Origin of the sequence: Sphingomonas aerophila (assembly GCF_014199305.1) — a bacterium.
In the GTDB taxonomy this organism is placed as follows: domain Bacteria; phylum Pseudomonadota; class Alphaproteobacteria; order Sphingomonadales; family Sphingomonadaceae; genus Sphingomonas; species Sphingomonas aerophila.
Genome location: NZ_JACIJK010000004.1, coordinates 56957 through 80168 on the forward strand (window position 1 = coordinate 56957; position 23212 = coordinate 80168).

The 23212-nt window shown below is 63.5% G+C and carries 20 protein-coding genes, 1 tRNA gene and 2 pseudogenes; 14 read left to right on the forward strand and 9 right to left on the reverse strand.

The annotated features are described in order from the left end of the window. Window positions 1-57: 57 nt before the first annotated feature. From FHS94_RS06890 to FHS94_RS06900, 3 genes are read left to right on the forward strand one after another with little or no spacing between them, the layout of a single operon-like run. Window positions 58-447 carry a YsnF/AvaK domain-containing protein gene (locus FHS94_RS06890; RefSeq protein WP_184056065.1) on the forward strand — a complete coding sequence of 130 codons (390 nt, stop codon included), beginning with the start codon at window positions 58-60 and terminating at the stop codon, window positions 445-447. Further along, window positions 447-1124, forward strand: coding sequence for an OmpA family protein (locus tag FHS94_RS06895; protein ID WP_184056067.1), 678 nt, complete (start codon window positions 447-449; stop codon window positions 1122-1124). The genes FHS94_RS06890 and FHS94_RS06895 overlap by 1 nt, the downstream gene beginning before the upstream one ends. Window positions 1125-1147: 23 nt before the next feature. Next, window positions 1148-2131 (forward strand): YsnF/AvaK domain-containing protein, encoded by a 984-nt coding sequence (locus tag FHS94_RS06900; RefSeq protein ID WP_184056069.1) that lies wholly within the window; start codon window positions 1148-1150, stop codon window positions 2129-2131. A gap of 135 nt (window positions 2132-2266) precedes the next feature. Here FHS94_RS06900 and FHS94_RS06905 read toward each other — a convergent pair. Then, window positions 2267-3246: pseudogene (locus FHS94_RS06905) on the reverse strand (aldo/keto reductase). A gap of 110 nt (window positions 3247-3356) precedes the next feature. On the opposite strand from FHS94_RS06905, the gene FHS94_RS06910 reads away from it, so the two are divergent. Both FHS94_RS06910 and FHS94_RS06915 read left to right on the forward strand, forming a co-directional pair. Beyond that, window positions 3357-4970, forward strand: coding sequence for a M28 family peptidase (locus tag FHS94_RS06910; protein WP_184056071.1), 1614 nt, complete (start codon window positions 3357-3359; stop codon window positions 4968-4970). A gap of 102 nt (window positions 4971-5072) precedes the next feature. Then, window positions 5073-5564 carry a MarR family winged helix-turn-helix transcriptional regulator gene (locus tag FHS94_RS06915; RefSeq protein ID WP_184056073.1) on the forward strand — a complete coding sequence of 164 codons (492 nt, stop codon included), beginning with the start codon at window positions 5073-5075 and terminating at the stop codon, window positions 5562-5564. A 58-nt stretch (window positions 5565-5622) separates the two neighbouring features. Here FHS94_RS06915 and FHS94_RS06920 read toward each other — a convergent pair whose 3' ends face one another. Together FHS94_RS06920 and FHS94_RS06925 are read right to left on the reverse strand one after the other, a co-directional pair. Beyond that, window positions 5623-6564 (reverse strand): hypothetical protein, encoded by a 942-nt coding sequence (locus FHS94_RS06920; protein WP_184056075.1) that lies wholly within the window; start codon window positions 6562-6564, stop codon window positions 5623-5625. 323 nt (window positions 6565-6887) lie between these two features. Next, on the reverse strand, window positions 6888-8354 hold the full coding sequence (locus FHS94_RS06925; RefSeq protein ID WP_184056077.1) for a protein adenylyltransferase SelO: 1467 nt from the start codon (window positions 8352-8354) through the stop codon (window positions 6888-6890). A 199-nt stretch (window positions 8355-8553) separates the two neighbouring features. Here FHS94_RS06925 and FHS94_RS06930 point away from each other — a divergent pair, with 199 nt between their 5' ends. From FHS94_RS06930 to FHS94_RS19785, 5 genes are all read left to right on the forward strand, one after another. Further along, window positions 8554-10344, forward strand: a complete 1791-nt coding sequence (locus tag FHS94_RS06930) for an autotransporter domain-containing protein (RefSeq protein WP_184056079.1) — start codon at window positions 8554-8556, stop codon at window positions 10342-10344. A gap of 323 nt (window positions 10345-10667) precedes the next feature. Next, window positions 10668-11942, forward strand: coding sequence for a DUF763 domain-containing protein (locus FHS94_RS06935; protein ID WP_184056081.1), 1275 nt, complete (start codon window positions 10668-10670; stop codon window positions 11940-11942). 5 nt (window positions 11943-11947) lie between these two features. Further along, window positions 11948-12535 carry an alpha-ketoglutarate-dependent dioxygenase AlkB gene (locus FHS94_RS06940; protein WP_184056083.1) on the forward strand — a complete coding sequence of 196 codons (588 nt, stop codon included), beginning with the start codon at window positions 11948-11950 and terminating at the stop codon, window positions 12533-12535. 482 nt (window positions 12536-13017) lie between these two features. After that, entirely contained in the window at window positions 13018-13383 is a 366-nt protein-coding gene (locus tag FHS94_RS19780; RefSeq protein WP_343055205.1) for a tyrosine-type recombinase/integrase, read from the forward strand. A gap of 9 nt (window positions 13384-13392) precedes the next feature. Continuing rightward, a complete protein-coding gene (locus FHS94_RS19785) occupies window positions 13393-13632 on the forward strand; it encodes a tyrosine-type recombinase/integrase (RefSeq protein WP_343055217.1) in 240 nt (79 codons plus the stop codon). On the opposite strand, the gene FHS94_RS06950 is transcribed toward FHS94_RS19785, so the two are convergent. Next, on the reverse strand, window positions 13620-14441 hold the full coding sequence (locus FHS94_RS06950) for a helix-turn-helix transcriptional regulator (RefSeq protein WP_246348419.1): 822 nt from the start codon (window positions 14439-14441) through the stop codon (window positions 13620-13622). The two genes, FHS94_RS19785 and FHS94_RS06950, sit on opposite strands and share 13 nt — an antisense overlap. A 96-nt stretch (window positions 14442-14537) precedes the next feature. Between FHS94_RS06950 and FHS94_RS06955 the strand changes: the two genes are divergently transcribed. Beyond that, window positions 14538-15440 (forward strand): SDR family oxidoreductase, encoded by a 903-nt coding sequence (locus FHS94_RS06955; RefSeq protein ID WP_184056085.1) that lies wholly within the window; start codon window positions 14538-14540, stop codon window positions 15438-15440. A 291-nt stretch (window positions 15441-15731) separates the two neighbouring features. Here FHS94_RS06955 and FHS94_RS06960 read toward each other — a convergent pair whose 3' ends face one another. After that, window positions 15732-16562 (reverse strand): aldo/keto reductase, encoded by an 831-nt coding sequence (locus FHS94_RS06960; RefSeq protein ID WP_184056087.1) that lies wholly within the window; start codon window positions 16560-16562, stop codon window positions 15732-15734. Window positions 16563-16654: 92 nt separating this feature from the next. Here FHS94_RS06960 and FHS94_RS06965 point away from each other — a divergent pair, with 92 nt between their 5' ends. Both FHS94_RS06965 and FHS94_RS06970 read left to right on the forward strand, forming a co-directional pair. Next, on the forward strand, window positions 16655-17308 hold the full coding sequence (locus tag FHS94_RS06965; protein WP_184056089.1) for a sulfite oxidase-like oxidoreductase: 654 nt from the start codon (window positions 16655-16657) through the stop codon (window positions 17306-17308). 557 nt (window positions 17309-17865) lie between these two features. After that, window positions 17866-19200, forward strand: a complete 1335-nt coding sequence (locus tag FHS94_RS06970) for an amidohydrolase (protein WP_184056091.1) — start codon at window positions 17866-17868, stop codon at window positions 19198-19200. A 631-nt stretch (window positions 19201-19831) separates the two neighbouring features. On the opposite strand, the pseudogene FHS94_RS19905 reads toward FHS94_RS06970, so the two are convergent. From FHS94_RS19905 to FHS94_RS06985, 4 genes and pseudogenes are all read right to left on the reverse strand, one after another. Further along, a pseudogene (locus FHS94_RS19905) lies at window positions 19832-19924 on the reverse strand (hypothetical protein); the annotation flags it as partial. Window positions 19925-20503: 579 nt separating this feature from the next. Then, window positions 20504-20580: transfer RNA gene (locus tag FHS94_RS06975), tRNA-Pro, on the reverse strand. A 62-nt stretch (window positions 20581-20642) separates the two neighbouring features. Continuing rightward, entirely contained in the window at window positions 20643-20873 is a 231-nt protein-coding gene (locus tag FHS94_RS06980; protein WP_184056093.1) for a hypothetical protein, read from the reverse strand. Between the two features lie 442 nt (window positions 20874-21315). Further along, the gene (locus FHS94_RS06985) at window positions 21316-21492 is read right to left on the reverse strand and encodes a hypothetical protein (RefSeq protein ID WP_221234619.1); all 177 of its coding nucleotides are present in this window, start codon (window positions 21490-21492) and stop codon (window positions 21316-21318) included. Window positions 21493-22351: 859 nt separating this feature from the next. Here FHS94_RS06985 and FHS94_RS06990 point away from each other — a divergent pair. Beyond that, a complete protein-coding gene (locus tag FHS94_RS06990; RefSeq protein WP_184056097.1) occupies window positions 22352-23182 on the forward strand; it encodes a glycosyltransferase family 32 protein in 831 nt (276 codons plus the stop codon). The last annotated feature ends 30 nt before the right edge of the window (window positions 23183-23212 follow it).

Here is a 23212-nt window from a genome sequence, read left to right on the forward strand (position 1 = left end):
AACAATGGGACACTTCCAGATTCGGTCACGTTGGACCTGCCTACTGCTAGGCTGGTCATGTCCGACGACGTCCTACGTATACCCATCGTAGAGGAGCAGGCCCGCGTCACCAAGCGCGTGGTCGATACCGAACGCGTGACGGTCCGCACTCGGCCTGAAGAAAAGGACGTCATCGTCCGGGAGCATCTGAGCCGAGAGCATGTCGACGTGGTCCGGGTGGCAGTAGACCGCGAAATCTTCGAGGTGCCGGCAATCCGGACGGAGGGCGACGTCACCATTGTGCCAGTTGTCGAAGAGCGACTGGTTGTCGAAAAGCGGCTGTTCCTGGTCGAGGAACTCCACCTCCATCGCCAGGTCGAGCGGACCGAGGTTGCAGTACCGACAACGCTGAAGCGGACCCGGGTCGAGGTGAACCGCGACGCCGTCCACCCACAGGAGGACCACTGATGGCAGACCCCGACCGACCCAATGAGGGCGCGCGGCCCAGGCAGGTCCATGTTGGCCCCGAGCACCACAGTAAGGGCGTGAACTGGCTTGCCTGGCTGGCGCTGCTGGCCGGTATTCTGGCGCTGCTTTTCGCGCTGAGCCGCTGCGATCGAGATGACGGGAAAGCGACTGCGCCCGCTGTTACCAACGACGCCGCAGTGGCCGGGCCTGTTGTTGCCCCGTCACCGGACAATGCGGGTTCGATGGTCGCGAGCACTTCAAACTCAAGCTCGGCCGAGGCGCTGGCGGGCACGTCGGCGGTGGGAGGCTTTCTTGCAGGTACCGAGCCCACGCCCCGAACCTTCCAGTTCGAGAAGCTGAACTTCGATACGGCGAAGAGCATCGTGCGCCCGGCGGACGCGGCCGAAGTAAACCAGGTCGCAGCGACACTGAAGCAGTACGGCAAAGCCCGCATCCGCATCGCTGGCTATGCCGACGACCGTGGCCCGGACCCCGCCAACATGGCGCTAGGCAAGGCTCGCGCAGACGCGATCAAGGCAGCCCTGGTCGCCCAGGGTGTCGCAGCCAGCCGCATCGAGACTGTTTCCGGCGGCGAGAAGGACCCGGTTGCTAGCAACGCCACCGAAGGCGGTCGCTTCGAGAACCGCCGTACCGAGTTGGTCGTCACCTCACGATAAAACCAAGACGCAGGAGAGTTACCATGTCACGCACCATCACCGCATTATTCGACAGCCGTTCTGATGCCGAGGCGGCCAAGAACCGGCTGCATATGGCAAACATCGATGCCAACCATGTCCATGTTCACGACCAGTCGAGCCCGGGCTTCCGTTCGGAAGGCGCCTACTCGGACCATCAGGATCGGGGCATGTGGGATTCGATCAAGAACGCACTCCTGCCTGACGAGGATCGTCATGCATATGAAGAGGGCGTCCGTCGGGGCGGGGCGCTGCTGACCGCCGACGTCGAGGAGGATCAGATCGACGATGCAGTTCGGGTACTGGAAGACTCGAATTCGATCGACGTCGACGATCGATCGCAGCAGTGGCGTTCACAGGGGTGGGACTATGGTACGGGCTCGGGCGCCGATACCGCCACGGGATCTGGCCTAGGCACGGCTAGAAGGGTAGGTTCGGAACCCGGGCTAGGCTTGGCCAGTGGCGGCGCCTTTGGTGCTGCAACAGGCCGCGACACCAGCGGGCGGGAAGCCTTCCGCGGCCGCGACCGCGACACCGCCTCCGCCAGCGGAAACACGGTGGAAGAAGAAGCGCTTCCGGTGGTCGAGGAAAGCCTTCAGGTTGGCAAGCGTGAGGTCGACCGGGGCGGCGTGCGCGTGCGCTCCTATGTGACCGAAACGCCGGTTCACGAGCAACTGCGGCTCCGAAACGAGCGCGTGGACGTCGAACGTCGCGCGGTTGACCAGCCCTTGTCCGCCACGGACGGCGACCCATTCCGCGAACGCACGGTTGAGATGACCGCGCGTGGCGAGGAGGCCATGGTCGAAAAGAAAGCACGCGTCGTCGAGGAAGTCGTGGTCCGCAAGACGGCTGACGAAGAGGTGCGTGACATCGACGATACCGTCCGCCGGACCGATGTGGAAGTCGACAACGACGTGTCGAGGAACCGTACCGCCGGAACCGACGACCGGGGGATCCTTGGCGGCGGGACCAAGCGCAGCGATTACTGATCGGCTCTGCGCATGGGCCGTGTGCCCATGCGCAGGAGCATATCGGGCAGCGTAAGGTGCCCTGATCGCAACTTGCTCGGGGAGCGCTGGTGCCAACGCCAGCGCTCCCCGACGTTTGTATGCACGTGCGCGGGGTTACGAGAAACCGATGACCGGGTGCGGAGCATAGGGTTCCTCCAGTCGCCTGATCTCATCATCCGACAGGATCAGGCTCAACGCCGCGATCGCATCGTCGAGATGCGCGGCTTTCGATGCGCCGACTATCGGAGCTGACACTTCCGGCTTCGCGAGAACCCAGGCAAGCGCGATCTGCGCGCGGGGTACGCCCCGCTCTCGAGCGATCGTGGCAACTGCCTCCACCACCCGACGGTCCGCGTCGGCGGTATGTTCATAAAGGCTGCGCCCGAACTCGTCGGTGCGTGACCGCTCGGTTGCGGCGTCCCACTCGCGTGTAAGACGCCCCCGCGCGAGCGGGCTCCACGGGATCACGCCTATTCCTTCAGCGTCGCATAACGGCAGCATCTCCCGCTCCTCCTCCCGGTAGAGAAGGTTGAGGTAGTTCTTCATGGTGGCAAAGCGCGTCCAGCCGTTCGCCTCTGACACGTGCAACATGGTTGCGAACTGCCAGGCGTACATCGAGGAGGCGCCAATGTAGCGCGCCTCGCCGGCCTTCACGACGTCATGAATCGCCTCCAGCGTTTCCTCGATCGGCACGTCGGGATCGAACCGATGGATCTGATAAAGGTCGACATAGTCGGTCCCGAGCCGTCGCAGGCTGGCGTCGATCTCGGCCATGATCGCCTTGCGGGACAGGCCCGCTCCGTTGGGGCCAGGGCGCATCCGCCCATGCACCTTGGTCGCGATCACCGCCTGATCGCGGCTGGTAAACTCCTTCAGGGCACGGCCAACAATCTCTTCCGAGGTGCCGTCGGAATACACGTTGGCAGTGTCGAAGAAGTTGATCCCGGCCTCGATTGCGCGGCGTAGGATGGGGCGGCTCGCCTCTTCATCCAGCGTCCAGGCATGGTTGCCGCGATCTGGTATGCCAAAGTCATGCAGCCGAGGCAAAGCCTCGACACGTCGAGTCCGGTGCTGCCGAGCTTCCTGTAATCCATGGTCGTCCTCGCGTCTGATACTTCCGCCTGCGAACGCTTGATCTCCAGGACTGTGCCTTCCTAGCTGTTCGAGGCTTGTGCATGGCCGCGGGTGCAGCCACTCTGAAGGCATGAACCGCATCCTCCCGCTGCTTTTCCTACTGACCGCCGCAGCCGACCCGGCCTCGCCGATCCTCTCGCCAGAGCGGATCAAGGCGGACGTGCAAAGCTTGAGCGCGGACGACTTTCATGGGCGCGGGCCGACGCAGGTGGGCGAGACCAAGACACTGGACTTCCTGGAACAGCGCTTCGCGGCGCTGGGGCTCAGGCCTGCGGGGGACCGGGGCTATCGTCAGACCGTAAAGCTGTTGCGCTGGACCCGTGAGCACGCGAGCTTCGAGCTGGAGTTGGGCGGGGCAAGAAGAACGCTTACGCCCGGGACGGAGATCGCCGCGACCTCGCGGATCATCGGTGCGGACACGGTGGCCCGGGTGCCGGTGGTGTTCGTCGGCTACGGCGTTGTTGAACCGCGGCTTGGGTACGATCCCTATCGTGGCGTCGACGTGCGCGGCAAACTGGTGGTGGCGCTGGCGGGTGACCCCGATGTGCAAGCGGGACGCGACCTCGGCTTTGGTGGTCGCGCATTGAGCCCGGCAGCGCGGACCAAGCTGTCCGAAGCGCAGAAGCACGGCGCAGCTGCCTTCCTGCAGATCCACGAGACGTTCCCGTCGAGCTACCCCTGGCTTCAGCTTGCTAAGAGCGACGCTGTGCCCGGCTTTGCGCTCGACACGGGCATTGTTCCGCCCGCCTTTGGTGTACGCGGCACGTTGCGTAACGACATTGGCGTCGCTCTGCTCCGGCAGGGCGGGCTGGACTATGCCGCCGCCAAGCGTGCTGCGCAGGCTGCTGACTTCCGGGGCGTCGAAATCAAGGGCGCAACCTTCTCCGCATCAACGACGGTCGCGCTAGACCGGGCAGTGAGCCACAACATCGTCGGCATCCTGCCTGGCACCGATCCGGCTGCGGGCAGCATCCTCTATGGCGCTCATTGGGATGCTTACGGCGAGAACGACTTCGATCCGCCCGCCGATCGTATCCGCAACGGCGCGATCGACAACGGCACCGGCACCGCGACGCTGCTTGAGATCGCGCGCGCCTTTACCGCGGCGCCGCGTCCGCGCCGGTCAGTGGTGTTCGCGCTGTGGACCGCGGAGGAGAAGGGATTGTTGGGCGCAAGCTGGTACGCTGACCATCCGGTGTTGCCGCTGGCGACCACTGCCGCCCAATTCAACCTCGACCCGCACGTCGTGCTTGGCCGTACCCGTGATCTGGAGCTGATCGGCGTCGGCCGCACGCCGTTGGAGGCGGATCTCGGTCGCGTTGCGGCCGCACAGGGGCTCCGGCTGACACCCGAGGAGAATACCGAGGCGGGCTGGTACTATCGCTCCGACCATTATGCCCTTGCCCAAAAGGGGGTGCCCGGTGTCTATTTCCGCGCTGGCCGCGACCTGGTGCAGGGCGGGATCGCAGCAGGGGAACGAAAGCGGGCCCGCTACAACGCGGAATGCTACCATCAGACCTGCGACGAGTTCGATGCCAAGTGGGACATGACCGGCGCGGCGCAGGAGGGCAGTGTCGCCTATGCACTCGGACGCGAGATTGCCCAAGGCGACCGGTGGCCGGGCTGGAACGCGTCGGAGCCTTTCGCCGCGGTGCGTGCAGCGACCGTCGATCAGCGCCGCTGAACCTTATGGCGGTCAAAGTCTCCTTGTCAGAACGCAATCTCCGCCTTTCGACGTCGCCCACGCAGGGTTGGCGGCACTGCGGTAACCGGCATACACAGCAGCATGGCTGACACTTTAGTTCCACCCAAAGAACAGTTCCTGCGCGAGGAAACAATTCGCGGCGGAATGGACCTGCTTCTTCTCACAAACATCCGTCACCTCAAGAGTGCTGACGAGAAACTAGTCAGCGTTGGGCTAGGTCGTGCTCATCACCGTTTGATGTACGTGGTCAGCCGGCGGCCAGGTCTCGCGGTGGCCGAACTGCTTGCCATACTTGACGTGACCAAGCAGTCCTACCAGCGCGTCTCCCATGACCTTTTGGGCAAAGGGCTTCTGGAACAACGTCAGAGCGAACGCGACCGGCGACAACGGCTGCTTTATCTCACCGAAGCAGGCCGCAACCTGGAACGAGAGCTGTTTGACGAGATGCACGGCAACGTGGCTCAGGCTTATGCCGCGTCCGGCGGCCAGGCGGTGGCCGGCTTCTGGACAGTGTTACAGAATCTGATCGGTGCGGAGGGGCGAGAGCAGTTCCGCGCACTCCAGGAGCCGTGATCGTCGTCGACCGCTCATCGCACAAGCGCCCCCTAGGGTCTTTAAGTGAGAGGCCGCGTCAGGTCGTGCCGTAAGCGCGGCCCGACTGGATCAGTCGCTGGCGAGAGGTGTTGCCGGGAACGGCGATATGCGTCGCCGGGTCATATTCCTTGCCGATGCCGGGCGACCCTTCAGGCACCCAGATCTCCACGACCGTGTTGGAATAGCTGTTCGGCAGGTAGCGGATCCAGTACCCGTCTGGATGGTGGCTCCATCGCCCCGTCGGGACGCCGATGCTGCCGGGCCCCGCCGGCGCCAGGCCTGCCAGCACGGCTACCCGCTCCAGCTCGCCATAGCTGGTTCCCGGCGTGGTCAGCATACGACGCAGGTCCGCTTCCGCTTGCAGCACAGTCCTGACCTCGCGCGGCAGATTGTCTGCGATCGGTCCGGTGGACAGCATATCAAGCACGTTGCGGTTCAGCCCGGCGAGCTGCCTCGGGGTCAGCAGCTGCGCCGCAGCCATCCGCTGATCGTTCGACAAGTCCTCGATCTTCGCGCGCGACAGGATCGCCCACAACAGCGCCTGGATGGTGTGCTGGTCGATCTCCGGGTGCGCAACCGAATTGCGCACGATGGTGATCACCGCGTCTTTGGCCGCGCCAATCGGGGGTGCGTAGAGGTACCCATCGCCACCGCCCGGACCATGCGTGCCGGCATGAAGGCAATAGCTCTGGTCGTTAAAGCGGTAATAGCCGGCCTGCAGCATGAAACCGCCATTCGCCGTCCGCTGCAGCACCACCAGCGCGCGCGCGGCTACGGGCGGAACGAAGCTGTCCTGGCTCGGGTCGCCCCAGCGCGCGTCGGGCAAGCTGGTGGAGATTGGTTCCTTGCGCAAGCTGGGCATCGAGACACCAACACGCTTCGCCAGATCCCCCAGCCCGAGCCCGCCAAACTGTGCACCGACTGGCACCGCCGACAAGCATACGGCCAATGCCGCTGCGAAAAACGTTTGCCGTTTCATGTTGCCCCCGGCGCTGCTTCGGGCGTGGTCGTAACGGCGGCGAACCAATCTGTGAAGCGCGATGCTAAGCGTTTCGGCAGTGAGCTTCACGAACCTGGACCGGACGCCGGGGTTGGAGCTTCAGCCATTCGCCATCGTCGGTTGCTGCCCCGCCGCCCCTGCAACATCTCCTGCGCGAGCGCCTCGACGAAGCCGTCACAGTCGTCGGTCGTGCAATGGCTCTGGAGGCTCAGGGGTGAGGCTCCGCATACAGTCGGCCAAGTGGCCAGGGGCGGCGGGGTCCTTGCCGCACAGACCAGTTCGGGTCGCTTCGGCTCTGCGGGTCAGGTGCCGCAGAACGTTGCCGCCACGCGCTCATGGGCCAGTGGCGGCTGGGCGAGATCCTGCGCGTCGCGCTGGTCCTCGAAGGGGCGTGAAAGGACGTCGAGTAATCGGCGAAATGGCGCGAAATCAGCCCTGTTCACTGCGGCTGCAATCATGGCTTCGACTTGGTGGTTGCGGGGGATGAAAGCGGGATTGACCTGATCCATCGCCAACCGGCGGCTCTCAGCATCCAGATCCTCACGCGAAAGTCTTACGCGCCACTCTGCGGCCCATTCATCAAAGGCCGTGGGATCAATGAAGAGCGAGCGGGCGGGCTCGTCCTTCCCGATTGCGGCTTGCCCGAGGGCACGGAAGAGCAGGGTGAAGTCCACCTGATTTTCAGTCATGCGCGTCAGGAGGGAGTTGATGAGCTCGACGTCGCCATCCTCGTCGGATATGAAACCGACTTTCCGGCGCAGGCCTCCGAAATAGCTGTGCTCGAACACGGCGCCGAAGCCCGCAAGCGCCTGCTGCGCCTCCTCTACCGCCGCGTCCTGGTCTTCGTCGAGCAGCGGCAGGAGCGTTTCTGCGAACCGGGTCAGGTTCCAGTAGGCGATGCGCGGCTGATTGCCGTACGCATAGCGTCCCATTCGGTCGATTGAGCTGAACACGGTCGCCGGGTCATAAGCGTCCATGAAGGCGCAGGGACCGTAGTCGATTGTCTCGCCGGCCACCGACATGTTGTCTGTGTTCATCACCCCATGGATGAAGCCGATCAGCAGCCAACGGGCGACCAGCTTGGCCTGCGCGGCAGTGACCGCCTCCAGCAACGCGCGATAGGGTCGGTCCTCCATTGCCGCACCCGGATAGTGCCGGGCGATGATATGGTCGGCGAGCAGCCGGAGCCCCTCCACATCGTCCCGCGCGGCAAAGTATTGAAAGGTGCCAACGCGAATGTGGCTGGACGCGACACGAGTCAGCATGGCGCCAGGCAGCACCGTCTCGCGCATCACCGGCTCGCCCGTGCTCACCGCGGCCAGCGCCCGGGTCGTTGGAACGTTCAGGGCTGCCATAGCCTCGCTGACGAGGTATTCGCGTAGGACCGGACCGAGTGCTGCCCGCCCGTCTCCACCTCGAGAGAAGGCTGTGCGCCCTGCGCCCTTCAACTGGACGTCGCGACGCCGGCCGTTTCGATCCACAACCTCGCCCAGCAGGATCGCCCGGCCGTCGCCGAGCTGCGGGACGAAGTTCCCAAACTGGTGCCCCGCATAGGCCTGCGCGATCGGCTCTGACCCATCCGGGATCGTGCGGCCCGAAATTGCATCAAGACCCGACGGGCTTCGCAGCCACTCCGCGTCGATGTTCAGCTCTGACGCGAGTTCCTCGTTGACCTGGATCAGGGCTGGCTCGGGGCTGTGCAGCGGCTGCGCCGATGCGAAGAAGCGGTCAGGAAGCCGAGCGTAGCTATTGTCGAAGAGGATCGTCATCCGCTTAGGAACAGTTTGCGATCCTTGAAGTTTCCCGACCACCTGTGACGTATCAGCCGACCAGTGCTGGCGTGGTTTGCCGGTTTGGCGGCGCACCATAACGGCCGTAATCGCGAACCGCTTGACCTACCCCCGCGATCGACACACGATCGGCTGCAAGCGAGGGCATGGACCTCCGCTGCAAAAGGGGAGGAGTTTCGTGGAAACCACCTATGCTGCAGTTGTCCTGCTGGCCGCCGGGCTCGCCCTGACGCCCGAGGCCCAAGCTCAAACCGCCAACAGTCCGCCCGTGAGCGAGCCAGTTACCCGCATGGTCGTGTTCGGGGACAGCTTGTCCGACGGCGGGTATTATCTGACGCTGGATCCGCGCCTGCCCCGTGACGCGGGGAGCTTCACGACCAATCCCGACCCCGTCTCGCCAGAGGTACTTGCCGCCCGGCTCGGCCTGCCGCTGACGCCCGTTTACGGTCAGGGCGGTACGAACTTTGCGGTTGGCGGCGCGCGCGTCACTGCCGCCAACGCGCTGTCGATCCCCGTGGCGACGCAGGTCAGCAACTTCCTTGGCGCGGGAGGGACATTCGGGCCGCGCGATCTTGTCTACATCCAGGGTGGCGGAAACGACTATTTCGCCTTTCAAGCGCTGGGCAGCACCGACACGTCGATCCTGACCACAGCGGCATCGCAACTTGCCACGCAGGTAAGCCGCCTTCAGGCAGCAGGAGCAAGCAGGATCGTAACCTTGGCCGTCCAGTCGGGCGGCGCTCCGGGGCTTCAGCTCTTCAATCGGACCTATGCAGCGGCGCTCGCGGCCGCGAACATCAACGCACTTTATTTCGACACTGACCGCCTATTCAACGAGCTCGTCTCGAGTCCCACGACCTATGGCTACACCAATATCACGGGGGTGGCCTGTACCGTTCCGTCCTCGCTGGCGTGTACCCGCGCGACGCTGATGGCGCCCCACGCCAACGAGACGTACATCCTCGCCGACAGCGTTCACCCGGCGGGCATCACGCAGCGGATCCAGGGGCAGGCCGTCGCCAGCCTGGTGCAGGCGCCCGAGCAGATCGCAGGGCTCAGCTATGCGGCACAGGCCATGTTTCGCTCCCAACGCGACCTGCTGGAAGGGCCGGAGCGCGGCGGATCGCAGCGCGCCGGGCGCGGCCTGTCCTTCTTTGGCGGGGCGGCTTACCACTATTACTCCAGCGGAGGCTCGGCCCAGCGGATCGGGATCAATGAGCGCAGCTTCAGCGGCACAGCCGGTGTTGATCTGGGGATCGGCAACGCGTCAGGCATAGGAGTCGCGGCCGGGTATTCCGACGGGACCGGCGACTTCCACGCAGGAGCGGGGCGATATAAGCCGCGCGCCTGGACAGTGAGCGGCTATGCGCGCGGTGAATTGGGGCCAGTACGCCTGCTGGCTGACGGCACCTATGGCGAGATCGACTATCGTCGGATCCAGCGTACGGTTCAGTTGGGGCCAGCTGTCCGCGATCATCAGGGTACGACAGACGGCAACTATGTGGCCGGCCGCATCACGGCAGCTTTCGATCTGCTGACGCGAGCGGGCCTTGCGTTCGGCCCGGACCTGGCCGTCCAATATGACAGGGTACGCCTCGGCGGTTTCACCGAGGCCGGTAGCCTGTCAACCGCGGCGAGCTTTGGGCGACAGGAGGTGGAAAGCCTTACCGGCCGCTTCGGCGCTGTCGTGCGCTCACTGCCGGGCGAACCGGTGCGGGTGTTCGCCAGGGCGGGATATGAACGCGAGTTCGACGACGACCCGCGCCTGCTGACGATCACGCCCACCGGCGCCCCGATCAGTTTCACCGGCGCGGTAGAGCGTGCCGATCGCAGCTATATGAGCTATGCATTGGGGGTGGATGGCCACCTCGCTGGGGGGCTGTCCCTGCGCGGCGGTGTCTCGGGCTATGCTCTACGAGACGGGCGTGACAGCGTGACCGCCTTTGCCGGACTGTCCGCCGCGTTCTAGTTGGCCGTAAGGTCTAAGCCCTGACAGCTCGGCACTGCACCTTGCAGGATGATGTGGTTCACGAAAGCGCGTGCGGGGAGGGCCCTTATGTCTCGCCTGTTCCCCTTCCGTTCGGATCGTGGTACCCGTCCTTATGATTGCCGACGCTGTCCGGATGTGATGCCTGCCGACATGGACCTGCAATGTGCTTCCGTGATCAAGCGCGAAGTGGCCGCGAGCGCCAGCTATGATGCGCGTGCGTTCAGGCGCACGCGGGTGGCCGGGTTTGAAGTCATGCTAGGCTCCGTCCGCAGCAGCCCTGAGCGCTCAAAGGTGCCTATTTGATGACCCGTCGCGCGGGAAGCGCCGACATGCCGCTTCATGGCGGGCGCGTGCCAGCCTGGTTGGGCCAGCGGATGACGAGGTTGGGCGCTGTCATCGTGCAGGCAATTCTCCTGGAATACGGACGCGACGAAATGCTCCGCCGGCTGGCGCACCCGTTCTGGTTCCAGTCGTTCGGAGCGGTGATGGGCATGGACTGGCATTCGTCCGGCATTACGACCAGCGTGCTGGGTGCGCTGAAGCGCGGGCTCGCGCCCCTGTCGGGCGAACTGGGTATTCACGTCTGCGGGGGGCGAGGCCGGCACAGTCGCGCGACCCCGCAGGAACTGCTCGCGGTTGGTGAGCGGACCGGCCTGGACGGCATCGCCCTTGCTCGCTCAAGCCGGCTGGTCGCGAAGGTCGACAGCGCAGCAGTGCAGGACGGCTTCGATCTGTACCTGCACGGATTCATTGTCGCCGACGACGGACGCTGGGTCGTGGTCCAGCAGGGTATGAACGGCGGCCGCAAGGAGGCACGACGCTATCACTGGGAGTCCGAGGCGCTGGGCAGTTTCGTCGACGCACCACACGCCGCGATCGAAGGTCGCGGGCAGGGCATGATCGTCAACTTGGCCGATACCCGAGCGAACGCGTCGCGATCGGCGCAACTTGACCTGCTCGGGACCGAGGGGCCGGACGGCATCGTCGACCAGCTTAGGATGCTTGACAGGGCAGGCCGGTCGTCGCCCCCGGTTCAGGATCAGGATCAGGATCAGGCGATGCTGCCCCACCTCGTCATGCCTCACCACCACGAGGTTCGGCCCGAAAACGTCGTCGAGCGAAGGCTCCACGGCGCGCTCGCTGCTGCGGCGGATCGCGGGCCTGCGGATTTTGCCGAACTGCTGTTGGTGCCCGGCATCGGAGCACGGACGGTTCGCGCCTTGGCGATGATCGCTGAGGTGGTTCACGGCGCCCCGTGCCGGTTCACCGATCCCGCACGCTTCTCACTAGCCCATGGCGGCAAGGATCGGCACCCCTATCCAGTCCCGACCAAGGTCTATGATCGATCGATCGCAGTGATGAAGGCGGCAGTCGTCAAGGCGAAGCTCGGGCAGGAGGAAGAGCTCGCGGCGATACGCCGCCTCGATCAGCAGGCTCGAATGCTTGAAGGTAGGGCGACGGGGCCGTCGGTCGCAGCAGTGCTCGCGGACGAGCGAGGCAACTCACACCAATATGGCGGCCGCAGTGTGTTCGGATGGGAGCCGCCCGCCCGGAGCACAGCGCCAGGGCGGGCTTGAACGCGATGGCAGACCTGTTCGGCCTCCCGATCCTGCCGGGTCTGACCACCGCGGAAGGGATTGTAGACGCGGACGAGGAGCGCGCTCTGATCGCCCGGATCGACGAGGCCGGGCTTACACCTTTCCGCTTTCAGGGGTGGGAGGGCCGACGCCTCACGGTCTCGTTCGGGTTCACGTATGATTTCACTCGCGGCCGGCTGGAGCGCGGGGAGCCTATTCCCGAGTGGCTCCATCCGCTTCGCAGCCGCGCCGCCGTCTTTGGAAGATTGGCCGAGGACGAACTCGTCCATGCATTGGTGACCCGCTATGATCCCGGCGCAAGCATCGGCTGGCATCGCGATCGCCCCGCGTTCGAGCAGGTAATCGGCATCTCGCTCGGTGCATCAACCACCATGCGCTTCCGTCGCCGGCGCGGGGACCGCTTCGAGCGGACGGGTGTGCCGCTTCCCTCGCGCGGTATCTACAGCATGATCGGCGAGGTCCGGCACGAATGGGAACACAGCATCGCAGCGATGGATGAAACGCGCTGGTCAGTGACGTTCCGTACCCTCTCGGAGAACGGTGAGGGTCGCAGCCCACGTTCAATGCAGTAGGCCACCGCCCAGAAGTGACGCTGAGAGGCGACGACGAGCTGACGCTAAACTGCTGAGCGTGCCTGGGCTGCAATCTTGGGCGCGAACACGCGCGTGGAGAGGTTGTCGCCGTTTGTCTGGAACGACATCGTTGGGGGAGACAGGATATCCGACCGGTTTTGGTCTGCCGCAAGTTATCTAACACACGGTGGCGGTATCACCCCGTTTTTTTGCCTGGAGTACAATGATGCGTACGGTGGAGGCGCCAAACCGGCTCAATCGATGCGGCCCCGCAGTAACTCAGGGCCCGGATCCTGAGCGGCATCGCGGACCATGGTGTACGTACATACCCTAAGTCGACGAAGGGATCCCGATCCGATGTTTGAAGCGCGCCAGACCACGAGAAATCGCGGATCTTTGTTCGTCCGAACAGTCTTGTGCTCCAGGTTGGTGAACGGTTCGATGCACGATCGCAACCACCGGAAACGCGCGGCGCTGCGACGATGCCGACCATGAACAGCATGGTGTCTGCGCTGTGGTTCTTCTTTACTCAACTGGTCGATCAGCCGGACTTGGCGCGCAAACTGGTCCGGACGGGGCCCGTCCGCAAGCTTCCTGTCGTGTTGAGCCAGGACGAGGTCGCGCGGCAGCTCGGCGCGACCACCTGCCTCAAGCACCAGGGGGTGCCGTCGGTCGCTTACGGCGCAGGTCTGCGCGCATCCGAGCTGACCGCGCTCAAGGTGCGCGACATCGACAGCGAGCGCATGCTGCTCCGGGTCGAGCGCGGCCAAGGTGGGCAGTACCGCAACGCTAGGCTCCCGGCTGGCCTGCTCGCGCTGCCCAGGCAGTGGTGGAAGGCCGGGCGATAACAGGGCGTGATGCATCCTGACAGCTGGCCTTTCCCGGGCCAGTCTTACCTCAAGCCGCTCAGCACGCGTCAGTTCCACCGCATCGTCGTCGAGGCGGGCCAAGCGGCGGGCATCGGCAAGCACGTCGGCCCGCACACCCTGCGGCAATGTTTCGCGACCCATCTGCTCGAGGACAATGTCGACGTCCGCGTCATCCAGGTGCTGCTCGGCTATGCCCGGCTCGACAACACCGACTTCTACATCAAGTAGCGACCCGCACGATGCCCACCGTGAGCAGCCCGCTCGACCGGCTGACGGCATTGGACGGGAGAACGCGGCCGGCTGAGCCCCTGTCGCGCTACACGCACCATATCGCGATCTCGAACAGTCGGCTCCTGCGCTTCGACACCATGCGCAACCACATCGTTGTCCTGCCAAAGTGTCGCAAACTCGGGGCTGATCCCACATAGCTCTGTCACCAGGTTCGTGACCTCGGCGCTGGTGGCCGCTCCCGCTCGCGCCACATCAACGCGGAAGGCGCCTACAACGAAGCGGGCGATGCTTTCCCAATCTTCATTTCGGCTGCGGACGTGGTCGCTCGCGAACATCAGGCGGAGGATGTTGCGGCCCTCGCGCGGCAGCTTGGCATAGTCGGTTAGCAGCACCGCCGCAGCCCGGTTCCAGCCTACGACGTCCCACATCGCCGTTTTGATGATTGCCGGGCTCAGCGCCATTCCGTCGAGCACGCGCTGCAGCCGGGGCGTGATCCCATCGACCGGCTGATAGCGCGCCTCAGGGAGGCGGCCCAGGCCCAGCATGTAGAGGTGCTCGCGTTCCGGCTCGGTCAGCATCAGGCTCTTGGCGATCCGGTCCAGCACGTCCGCTGACGGCGCACCCCCGCGCCCCTGTTCAAGCCAGGTGTACCAAGTCGTACTTATATTGGCGCGGTTCGCCACTTCCTCCCGGCGCAGTCCAGGCGTGCGCCGCCGATTACCGCCAAATCCAAATGCCGCCGGATCAAGCCGGGTGCGGCGATCGCGTAGGTAGGTGCCGAGTTGAATGGGCGCTTCGCTAGTCATCATCGATCCTGTTGAGGACTATATTAGGATATGCTCACTACTTTAATAGGGTGCAACAAGGCGCGATGCGATGCTTCGGTTAGAAGGAGCTATCTTATGCGCGTGTTTTTGACCGGTGCGACCGGGTTCATCGGCTCTCACATTATCCCAAAATTGCTGGACCGGGGTCATCAGGTGCTCGGCCTCACCCGTTCTGATGCCGGTGCTCACCGACTCGAGGCGGCCGGAGCCGACGTTCATCGCGGCGACTTGGAAGGGCCGGAAACCCTGGCGAGTGGCGCAGCGTCGGCCGATGCAGTGATCCACTGCGCGTTCGACCACAATTTCGAGAACTTCGTCGAGAACACCAGGAAGGACCAGCGCAACATCGCCTTCATTGGTGAAGCGCTGGCGGGAACGCACAAACCGGTCCTGATCACGTCGGGTGTCGGCATCGGCACGCCGCTGAACGGGGGGCCGGCAACCGAAGACGTGCTCAACCCGCGCCACGCCAATCCGCGCATCGCCACCGAACTTGCTGGCGCGGCGTTGATTGCGCGCGGCATCGACGTTCGAACCATCCGATTGCCGCAGGTGCACAACACCACCAAAGCCGGGCTGATCACGCCGTTGATCGCCGAAGCACGCCGGGCGGGCGCGGTGGCGTACCTGGACGACGGCCAGGCGCGCTGGTCGGCGGCACATGTCAGCGATGTGGCCGAGCTCTACGTCCTGGCGCTCGAGAAGGGTCAGCCAGGAGCGCGCTACCACGCGTCGGCGGAAGAGGGCGTGCCCGCGCGCGCCATGGCCGAGGCGATCGGGACGGGCACCGGGCTGCCGGTCCGCTCGGTCCCGGTGGGCGAGGTCGAGCAATACTTCGGCTGGATGGCACCCTTCGCAGGTCTTGATATGACCGCGTCAAACGCCTGGACCCGTGCGCGGCTTGGATGGGAGCCGACCGGGCCCGATCTCCTCACCGACCTCGCCATGATGGACTACTCAGCGCTCGCGGCCGCCTGACCCTCGGCCCTCGCTCGCTGGTTCGACCATCGGTCATCCACCGAGCAGGGCTACCAAGCGCCTGCTGAAAGGGATCACTCGTTCCGTTCGGACATGAGTAGGCGGCCCCTTTTGAACATCACGAGGCTGGCCTGAACGGCCGGAACTGGGTTTTAGCGATCGACAACAACCAAGCCGCTTCAGGCAATGCTCTGAGTTTTCGATAGCAGGGCTCGACATGAGCCGCCGTTCCTCTGGCCGCGGTGGCTCTTGTGACAACGCGATGAAAGCGGACGACGACTACAGCTTCCGCTAGAGCATCTCGAGAGGCACGCGCCCTTTCGGGCGGGGATAAAGCCGGTCGAGCCCCGTGCGCGTGTCGGGACTGAGTATGAGATCGGCGGCGGCACGATTCTCCTGAACGTGCTCGCTGCGGCCCGCCTTGGGGATCGCGATGACATTGTCCTGCGCGAGCAGCCACGCCAGCGCAACCTGCGCCGGCGTCGCGCCAATATCTGCTGTAAGCACGCGCAGTTCGACGTCCGCGGCCAGCCTACCCTGTTCGACCGGGCTGTAAGCCATGGCGGGGATTGCGTGCGTGGCGAGCCACGGCAGCAGGTCGTGCTCGGGCCCGCGCCGCGTCAGGTTGTAGAGGATCTGGTCGGTCGCGCATGCCACCCCGCTGGCGGCGGTCAGTTCCTCCATGTCGCCGATGTCGAGATTGCTGACACCCCAGCGCAGGATCTTGCCGGCTTCGACCAGCCGCTCCATGGCTTCGACCGTCTCGGCCAGCGGGACGCCCCCGCGCCAATGCAGAAGGTAGAGGTCGAGCCGGTCGGTACCGAGGCGACGCAGGCTCGCTTCGCATGCTCCTTGCAGGCGGGCACGTGACGCGTTCTGAGGATAGGCCTTGCTGACGAGGAACACACCCTTCCGCCGCCCGGTGATCGCTTCGCCCACGAGGCGCTCTGCCTCGCCGTCCGCATACATTTCCGCCGTGTCGATCAGAGTCATTCCGAGGTCGATCCCCGTGCGCAGCGCTGCGATCTCATCGGCACGATGATTGGCGTCCTCCGCCATCATCCATGTGCCTTGGCCAAGCGCAGGAACTGCCGTGCCGTCGGGAAGAGTAAGTGTCTTCATGATGCTGAAACGCGCAGCCTTGGGTTTGGATCGCCATGCAACTGCTTGTGCTACGAGGAGCGCTACGAGATGATGCGAGGCTGGAGAACGCCATGACCGACGATCCGCCGCCTGATAGCAAGTTGACCCGCTCCAAGCAGCGCTGGGCGAGCGAGCACAAGTTCATCACCGGGGCAGTCGACCGAAGCGTGACTGAGCGCCTGCCGCCGGGCCAGCATCTAGTACGCGACTGGCCTGTGCTTGATCTTGGCCGCCAGCCTGATGTCGCGCCGGAGCGCTGGGAATTGGAGATTGTTGGCCTTGTCGACAACCCGGTGAGGCTCGACTGGAAGGCGTTCATGGCGCTGCCCCAAACACGGACGCGGTCGGACATGCACTGCGTGACGACCTGGTCCCGCTACGACAATGACTGGTTGGGGGTGACGACGCACGACCTGCTCGACCTCGTCCGGCCAAAGCACGCCGCATCGTTCGTCCTGCTCCATAGCTACGACGGCTACACGACAAGCGTACCGGTCGCAGACTTTGCGTCGGAAGCAGCGATGATCGTGCACGGGTGGGACGGCAAGCCGCTGACCCGTGCTCACGGAGGCCCAGCACGCGCACTGATCCCGCACCTTTATCTGTGGAAAAGCGCCAAATGGCTGCGGCGGATCGACTTCCTGGCCGCCGACCAGGCCGGCTTCTGGGAACGTAACGGCTATCATATGCGCGGTGATCCTTGGTCGGAGGAACGTTACTCTTGAACTCTGCCGTTTCCCCGCTGCTCGGTAATTCGGTGCGTCCCGACCTGCAGACAAGCGCGGCTCTGATGTACAAAGGCGCGCCAGTAGCAGTCAGGAGAGGGTCTTGGACGCATCAAGCGGAATAGCCGATCAGCTCATGACGTTTGTCGAACACTGACGAAAACAGTCGTTGATCCTTGCGCGCATGCTGCGGCGCCGGCCAGAGCCACTGCACAACAGCCTGGCTCCGCCGCCATGACCGCGTCGAGAACTGTCAAAACGTAATGCACCCACGCTCCCGCGTGCGCGGCTAGCAGGTCATTGGGAGTGTTCGGGCATTCCGTATGTGCTGTCAGTGCTGCGCACTTGCTCGGCATTGCTTTAAGATGGGGCAGAAACTCGCCTCGGTAACGTCCAGTGCAGTTTCCAAACAGCACCGTCGCAACCGATCGACGACCTGCGCGGTCTCGAGAAGGGCGGCATGCCGGCCCGGAAGCCGTTCTCACGCCGCCTGCACCTGTCCTGCGGTTGCGTCGTAGAAGCGCGACGCTAAGCTCGGCGAAAAAGGGCCACCTTATATGCGTCACCTGCTTGCGGCGACGGCGCTGCTATTCATCGCCACGCCCGCGTTTGCCGAGCCCGAATATGCCGCGGCGATCCGTGCGGATTACGACCAGACACTGGGGGCGATGTGGGACGACTTCCACCGTCACCCCGAGCTTTCGTTTAAGGAAGTACGCACGGCGGCAAAGATGGCAGCGGCGCTGCGCTCCGTTAAAGGCATGCAGGTTTCGGAGAAGGTCGGCGGCACCGGCGTGGTCGGCGTGCTGCGTAATGGCGATGGACCCGTGGTGCTGGTGCGCGCCGACATGGATGGGCTGCCGGTCGAGGAGAAATCTGGGCTGCCCAACGCGAGCAAGGCGCGCCAAATCGGAGTCGACGGCGTCGACACTCCGGTCATGCACGCCTGCGGGCATGATACCCATATCGTCGGGCTTTTCGCCACAGCGCGCCGGCTCGCCGCGCTGAAGGATCGTTGGGCCGGCACGGTAGTGTTCGTCGTCCAGCCCGCCGAGGAGCGCGTGGAGGGCGCTGCTGCAATGTTGCGCGATGGGCTCTACACCCGTTTTCCTAAACCGCAGTACGCGCTTGCGTATCACTCCAACTCCGAGGGACTGGCGGGTACGGTCTCGGCCTCGGAAGATATTCAGTACAGCTCGTCCGACAGTGTCGACATCGTCGTACCTGGCGTCGGCGCGCACGGAGCCAGCCCGCACACGGGCAAGGACCCGGTGTATATGGCGAGCCAACTCGTTATCGCGTTGCAAGGACTGATCAGCCGCGAGCGCCAGCCGCTTAACCCGGGCGTCATTACAGTGGGCAGCTTCCACGCCGGACTAAAGCACAACATCATCTCGGACGAAGCTAAGCTTCAGGTGACGGTGCGTGCCAACGATGAGGCGACCCGGAAGCAGCTTCTCGAAGGAATCGAGCGAGTGGCACGGGGCATCGGCGAGCTCAACGGCATGCCGGCTGACAAGGTGCCCGTCGTCAAGGTGGTAGAAGGCACGCCGACGACAAGGAACGATGCGCCGCTTTCTCGTCGCCTCAACGCCGTCATGGTCGAGACGCTCGGCGCGGACAGGGTGGTCCCATTTCAGCAGAAAGGGATGGGCGCTGAGGACTTTGCCGCCTTCGTGCAGGGCGATCTGAACGTAAAAGGCTACTACTTCACGGTGGGCGGCACGCAGCAGTCGGCGTTCGATGCGGCCGCGAGCGGCGGCCCTCCGGTTCCCTCGCACCACTCACCACTGTTCAAGGTTGACCCGCGTGCCGTGGTGACAACCGGGGCCACCGCCATGACCGCGGCGGTGCTCGATCTGCTGAAGCCAGGCCAAGCGCGCGCGGGGTGACCCAATCACGTGCGGTTGCGCGCGGGGAGGATGAGCGGAGTGGGTGAGAGGGCTACAAAGCTCGCAGTCTGCTCAGGCGACTAGCGACGAGCTAAGCGCCAGATCAGCGTTGTCTGGCGGATTATCAATGTTGACGCTTAGCCATATGCGACACCGCAAAGGCTGCTTGGCTTGTCGCGAAACGCTTTCTCAAAATGGGCATTTCCGGCTGGCGGCAATTGTGATTCTCGAGAACCGAGACAGCGGCTATCCATCTACCTAGTAGGGCTATCACGCTCCGGCTGGACGAAATCGAACGGTACTGTGGAGCTTGATACCGCCCGCATGGGCCGGTGAACGGATGTCCGCTTTCTGGACAGCGCTCTTATTCCCCTGAATGGCCGGAAACGGGTCTAAACAGACGTGGTTCAAGGTGCGGCAGACCGGTCCTAGTCGGCCGCTGGCATAGCAGCTTTTCAGGACTTATGGTCGAAGGTTAAGTCCGACGGGCGCAGCCGGCGATGGCGAGCTGGGTCACGAACAGAACCGTCTGTTCCTGGGTTTGGAGACCGCGCCGAAAGCAGAGCTGTCCTAATCGCTTGTGCCGAACCTACTTTCACGCCAAGATCAGAGGACCTCACGCATGAACTCGTCAAAAGTGCGCCTCCATTAGCGGTGAAGCACGATTTGTGTCGCGATCGGCTATCGCCTCGGCGATGTGCGCGTGACGCTGAAGAACTTCAGTCCTTGCTTGTTCCTTGCATCACCGGGTTGGCTTCCAAGTTGAGCGCTGGCGACGTCGCGTGCCGCGGCCCGCGCATGAAGAACATTTTTTGGGGATAAGCCGCCGTTGGTTCTCGTACGACCAACTCGCGTCCTGACCGGGGTTCGAACGATAGCGCCAGAGCTCGGCATAGGTGCGGTTGGTTTGCCGATGCGCGGCCACTGGTAAGGTGCTTCCGATCTGGCTCTGCAAAATGCGGTCGAATTGCCACCGCATGGCATGCCGGAGGTTCCGCTTGCGCGCCGCAGCGTCAAGTTCAGATCTCCGTTGTTTATACGCCAGCCGCAAGTACTCCTAGGCGCCGCCGAGACGTTCGGCGATGCACGGGCTTAGTAAAGACTTGCTGTACCCAGCGGCATCTCGATCGGGATCATCGCGCCATGAACGACAATCTTTCCGCGCCACCAGGATAAGTGTCAGCGTCGGGAGAGATTAGGATGCTTCATCGCATGCACGTCCGTGGACAACGAGGGGGACACTCTGTGGAACAGCGTCTTCCTCACGTGATACTTAGACGCGTCTAACTTTGGGTCGAACAGATGGTCGGGGAGACAGGATTCGAACCTGCGACCCTCTGGTCCCAAACCAGATGCGCTACCAGCCTGCGCCACTCCCCGACGACGCCGTCCTTAGGCGGGTGTGCGCCCGCCCGCAACCAAGAGAACGCATTTACCGCCACCTATTCCTTGAAATGAGGCGGACCCTTGCTGGCGACCGTATGGTCGGTGCCTTCACCGCCGGTCACGGGGTAACCATCGCCGGTCATTTCGTCGCTGTCGAAATCCTCGCCCGACTGACCGCCACCCGCGCCAACGCCGCTCCCCCTGACCTCGCCAGTTGCTGGGTCAAAGCTGGAACGTTGGCCGTTGTCCTTCGGGATCTCGGCTTGGGGGCTGGCGCGGTCGGGCATCTTCTCGCTCCTTGAATATCCGGCCAACGAGTTGGCAGCGCGCACGTTCCGTCCGGGTGGTCGCCAGTCGCGGCAGCGCTATGCATTCATGGAAACGTCAGAAATGGCCCAACACTTGTTCATGTCGTCAAAGCGGATAGGCTAGCGTTAGAGGGGAGACGCATCATTTATTGCAGCGTTGACTGGAAGCCACATCTGAATGAGTTAATCGCCGCTTCACGCGCCATGATGATCGGCGTGAGCGCCGACGTTGGTTGTAGCCCATGACCACGCGTCATTCGAATGGCCCTGAACTGCGTGAGCAGACGATTATAGGTGAAAACCTCCGGCGCGCGCACCCGGTCGTGAGGGATGGGACCTTTTCAAGCTTTTTGCTCTTGCTGGAAGATGTGGAGCCGGTCGACGCGAACCCGCTCGTTCCGGACCCTCAACGCCGCCGCGGTTAGATGTCGACCGGAAAGTCGGGGGAGCGGTGGAGCTCCTTTATCTGTGGCCAGCCCAGCATCCGCTTGGCCTCAACATCGATAAACAGCGTGTCATGGTGCTCGGGCGATTGCTCATCCGCCTCGATTGCGGCGCGCACCATTGCCTCCAAAGACCCGCTGTCGACCTGGGTCACCGTTGCCGGTCCAAGCGGCGCCTGATCGGCGCCGCGGCGCCTCCATAAGCGCGCAGGCTTTTTCCAGTGTTCGTTCACGACCGCCTCTGGTTGGTAGCCAGTACGATCTACTCGCACCGACCCTGAGCAACCAGAGCCCGAAATTACGCAACCGGATTTATCCACAGAATTCTGTTAACCATGGCGCGCTGCTCCGTGCTCGCCTGCTGAACTGATTGGCTGGCTGGCGTGAGACTTCGGCCGTATCCGAAAACAGGAGGCAGTTAGCCATTCGAGCTTTGATTGACCATCGGTGATCCATGGTCAGACTTGGTTCGCGTACTGGTACGATTGAACTTGAGTCGCCCAATCATGCGACCTCCACCGTGCAGAGTGTGACTTGGCAAACGATACCAAGCCCAAAGTACAGTAGACTTGATCGAGGCCAGTCGGGAGCGACATAGGCGTGCGCCTTACCACTGCCTTCTGCAGTTGACTGTTCGTGGCGCTATGGATCGACAGGCTTAGCCAAGTCGACCGATCCGACTTGTTCACCATAGAGCTTCTCAAGACGGCGCCTATCCGGGAACGGTCGTAGGAGTTAGCTCGACTATGGACGTTGTTGCGCCCTACCAATCTGGCTGGCCGCCAGCGGATGATATAGCAGCTCCGATAGTGAAAAACACTCAGGACCAGCACAGCGGGCAATGTCAGCTTCGAACGACGAACCTTTGATGTCGGCTCTGCCGGCCTTGGGGATCAGCAAGGCGCGGTTCGGAAGAGCTGTTTGTATCCGGCAGTAGCTTACCCCGGGGCCTGATAGGGCGCCCATCAAGTCGCCCGCACCTCGATGTTCATACAACACAACAATGGGGCATATATGTCCGCCGCTCGCCTTGCGATCCCTCGCGTCATTCATCAAACCTTTTATAGTAAGCAGCTGCCCAAGAGTATCAGGCAGAACATTGCTCACCTGAAAGGTCAGAACCCGTCCTTCGAGCTGCGATTATATGATGATGCTGACGCCAACGACTTTATCCGGGATGAATTCGGCACCGACATACTTGAGAGATTCCTGCGGATACGCCCTGAGTACGGGGCCGCACGTGCTGACCTGTTTCGCTACCTGCTGATCTATGCGCGTGGTGGCGTGTACCTTGATGTCAAAAGCACGACCACAAGGCCGCTTGAGGAAGTGCTACGCCCGGACGACCGGTTCCTTCTCTCCCACTGGGCCAACAGGCCGGGTGAGGAGCACGAAGGCTGGGGTAACGAGGATGTGCGCTATCCCGGGCTGCCCGAAGGCGAGTTTCAGCAGTGGCACGTGATCGCCGCGCCCCGCCACCCCTTTCTGCAGGCGGTGATCGAAAAGACGCTGGCCAACATCAGGACCTATAGTCCGTGGAAAGCAGGGATCGGAAAGGTTGGTACGTTCAGGACCACCGGCCCAATCTGCTACACCAACGCCATACTGCCGATCCTCCCACTACACCCGCATAGGCTAGTGAGGACAAACGCCGATCTGGGCCTGAGGTATTCGATCTTCGAGCAAGCGGGGCATCACCACTCCCTCGGCAAGTCCCACTACCGTCATCGAGCCGACTCAGTGGTGAGCGCCCGCAGCGTGGCGACGGACGTCTCATTCAAAACGTACTCATTCCTGTTCCGCGCGAAACGCAAGATCCAGGCCGTCACGGGGAGCAAGCTTTAGCGTGGTCAGCGAGCGCATCGGCCATGCCAA

What these genes read in the sequence shown, in the direction of transcription:
- FHS94_RS19780 (WP_343055205.1), top strand. Translation starts at nt 13,018, where the DNA reads ATGCCGACCATGAACAGCATGGTGTCTGCGCTGTGGTTCTTCTTTACT.
- FHS94_RS06950 (WP_246348419.1), bottom strand. Translation starts at nt 14,441, where the DNA reads ATGACTAGCGAAGCGCCCATTCAACTCGGCACCTACCTACGCGATCGC.
- FHS94_RS19785 (WP_343055217.1), top strand. Translation starts at nt 13,393, where the DNA reads ATGCATCCTGACAGCTGGCCTTTCCCGGGCCAGTCTTACCTCAAGCCG.
- FHS94_RS06940 (WP_184056083.1), top strand. Translation starts at nt 11,948, where the DNA reads ATGGCAGACCTGTTCGGCCTCCCGATCCTGCCGGGTCTGACCACCGCG.
- FHS94_RS06925 (WP_184056077.1), bottom strand. Translation starts at nt 8,354, where the DNA reads ATGACGATCCTCTTCGACAATAGCTACGCTCGGCTTCCTGACCGCTTC.
- FHS94_RS06955 (WP_184056085.1), top strand. Translation starts at nt 14,538, where the DNA reads ATGCGCGTGTTTTTGACCGGTGCGACCGGGTTCATCGGCTCTCACATT.
- FHS94_RS06920 (WP_184056075.1), bottom strand. Translation starts at nt 6,564, where the DNA reads ATGAAACGGCAAACGTTTTTCGCAGCGGCATTGGCCGTATGCTTGTCG.
- FHS94_RS06980 (WP_184056093.1), bottom strand. Translation starts at nt 20,873, where the DNA reads ATGCCCGACCGCGCCAGCCCCCAAGCCGAGATCCCGAAGGACAACGGC.
- FHS94_RS06935 (WP_184056081.1), top strand. Translation starts at nt 10,668, where the DNA reads ATGACCCGTCGCGCGGGAAGCGCCGACATGCCGCTTCATGGCGGGCGC.
- FHS94_RS06915 (WP_184056073.1), top strand. Translation starts at nt 5,073, where the DNA reads ATGGCTGACACTTTAGTTCCACCCAAAGAACAGTTCCTGCGCGAGGAA.
- FHS94_RS06965 (WP_184056089.1), top strand. Translation starts at nt 16,655, where the DNA reads ATGACCGACGATCCGCCGCCTGATAGCAAGTTGACCCGCTCCAAGCAG.
- FHS94_RS06960 (WP_184056087.1), bottom strand. Translation starts at nt 16,562, where the DNA reads ATGAAGACACTTACTCTTCCCGACGGCACGGCAGTTCCTGCGCTTGGC.
- FHS94_RS06895 (WP_184056067.1), top strand. Translation starts at nt 447, where the DNA reads ATGGCAGACCCCGACCGACCCAATGAGGGCGCGCGGCCCAGGCAGGTC.
- FHS94_RS06990 (WP_184056097.1), top strand. Translation starts at nt 22,352, where the DNA reads ATGTCCGCCGCTCGCCTTGCGATCCCTCGCGTCATTCATCAAACCTTT.
- FHS94_RS06900 (WP_184056069.1), top strand. Translation starts at nt 1,148, where the DNA reads ATGTCACGCACCATCACCGCATTATTCGACAGCCGTTCTGATGCCGAG.
- FHS94_RS06910 (WP_184056071.1), top strand. Translation starts at nt 3,357, where the DNA reads ATGAACCGCATCCTCCCGCTGCTTTTCCTACTGACCGCCGCAGCCGAC.
- FHS94_RS06970 (WP_184056091.1), top strand. Translation starts at nt 17,866, where the DNA reads ATGCGTCACCTGCTTGCGGCGACGGCGCTGCTATTCATCGCCACGCCC.
- FHS94_RS06890 (WP_184056065.1), top strand. Translation starts at nt 58, where the DNA reads ATGTCCGACGACGTCCTACGTATACCCATCGTAGAGGAGCAGGCCCGC.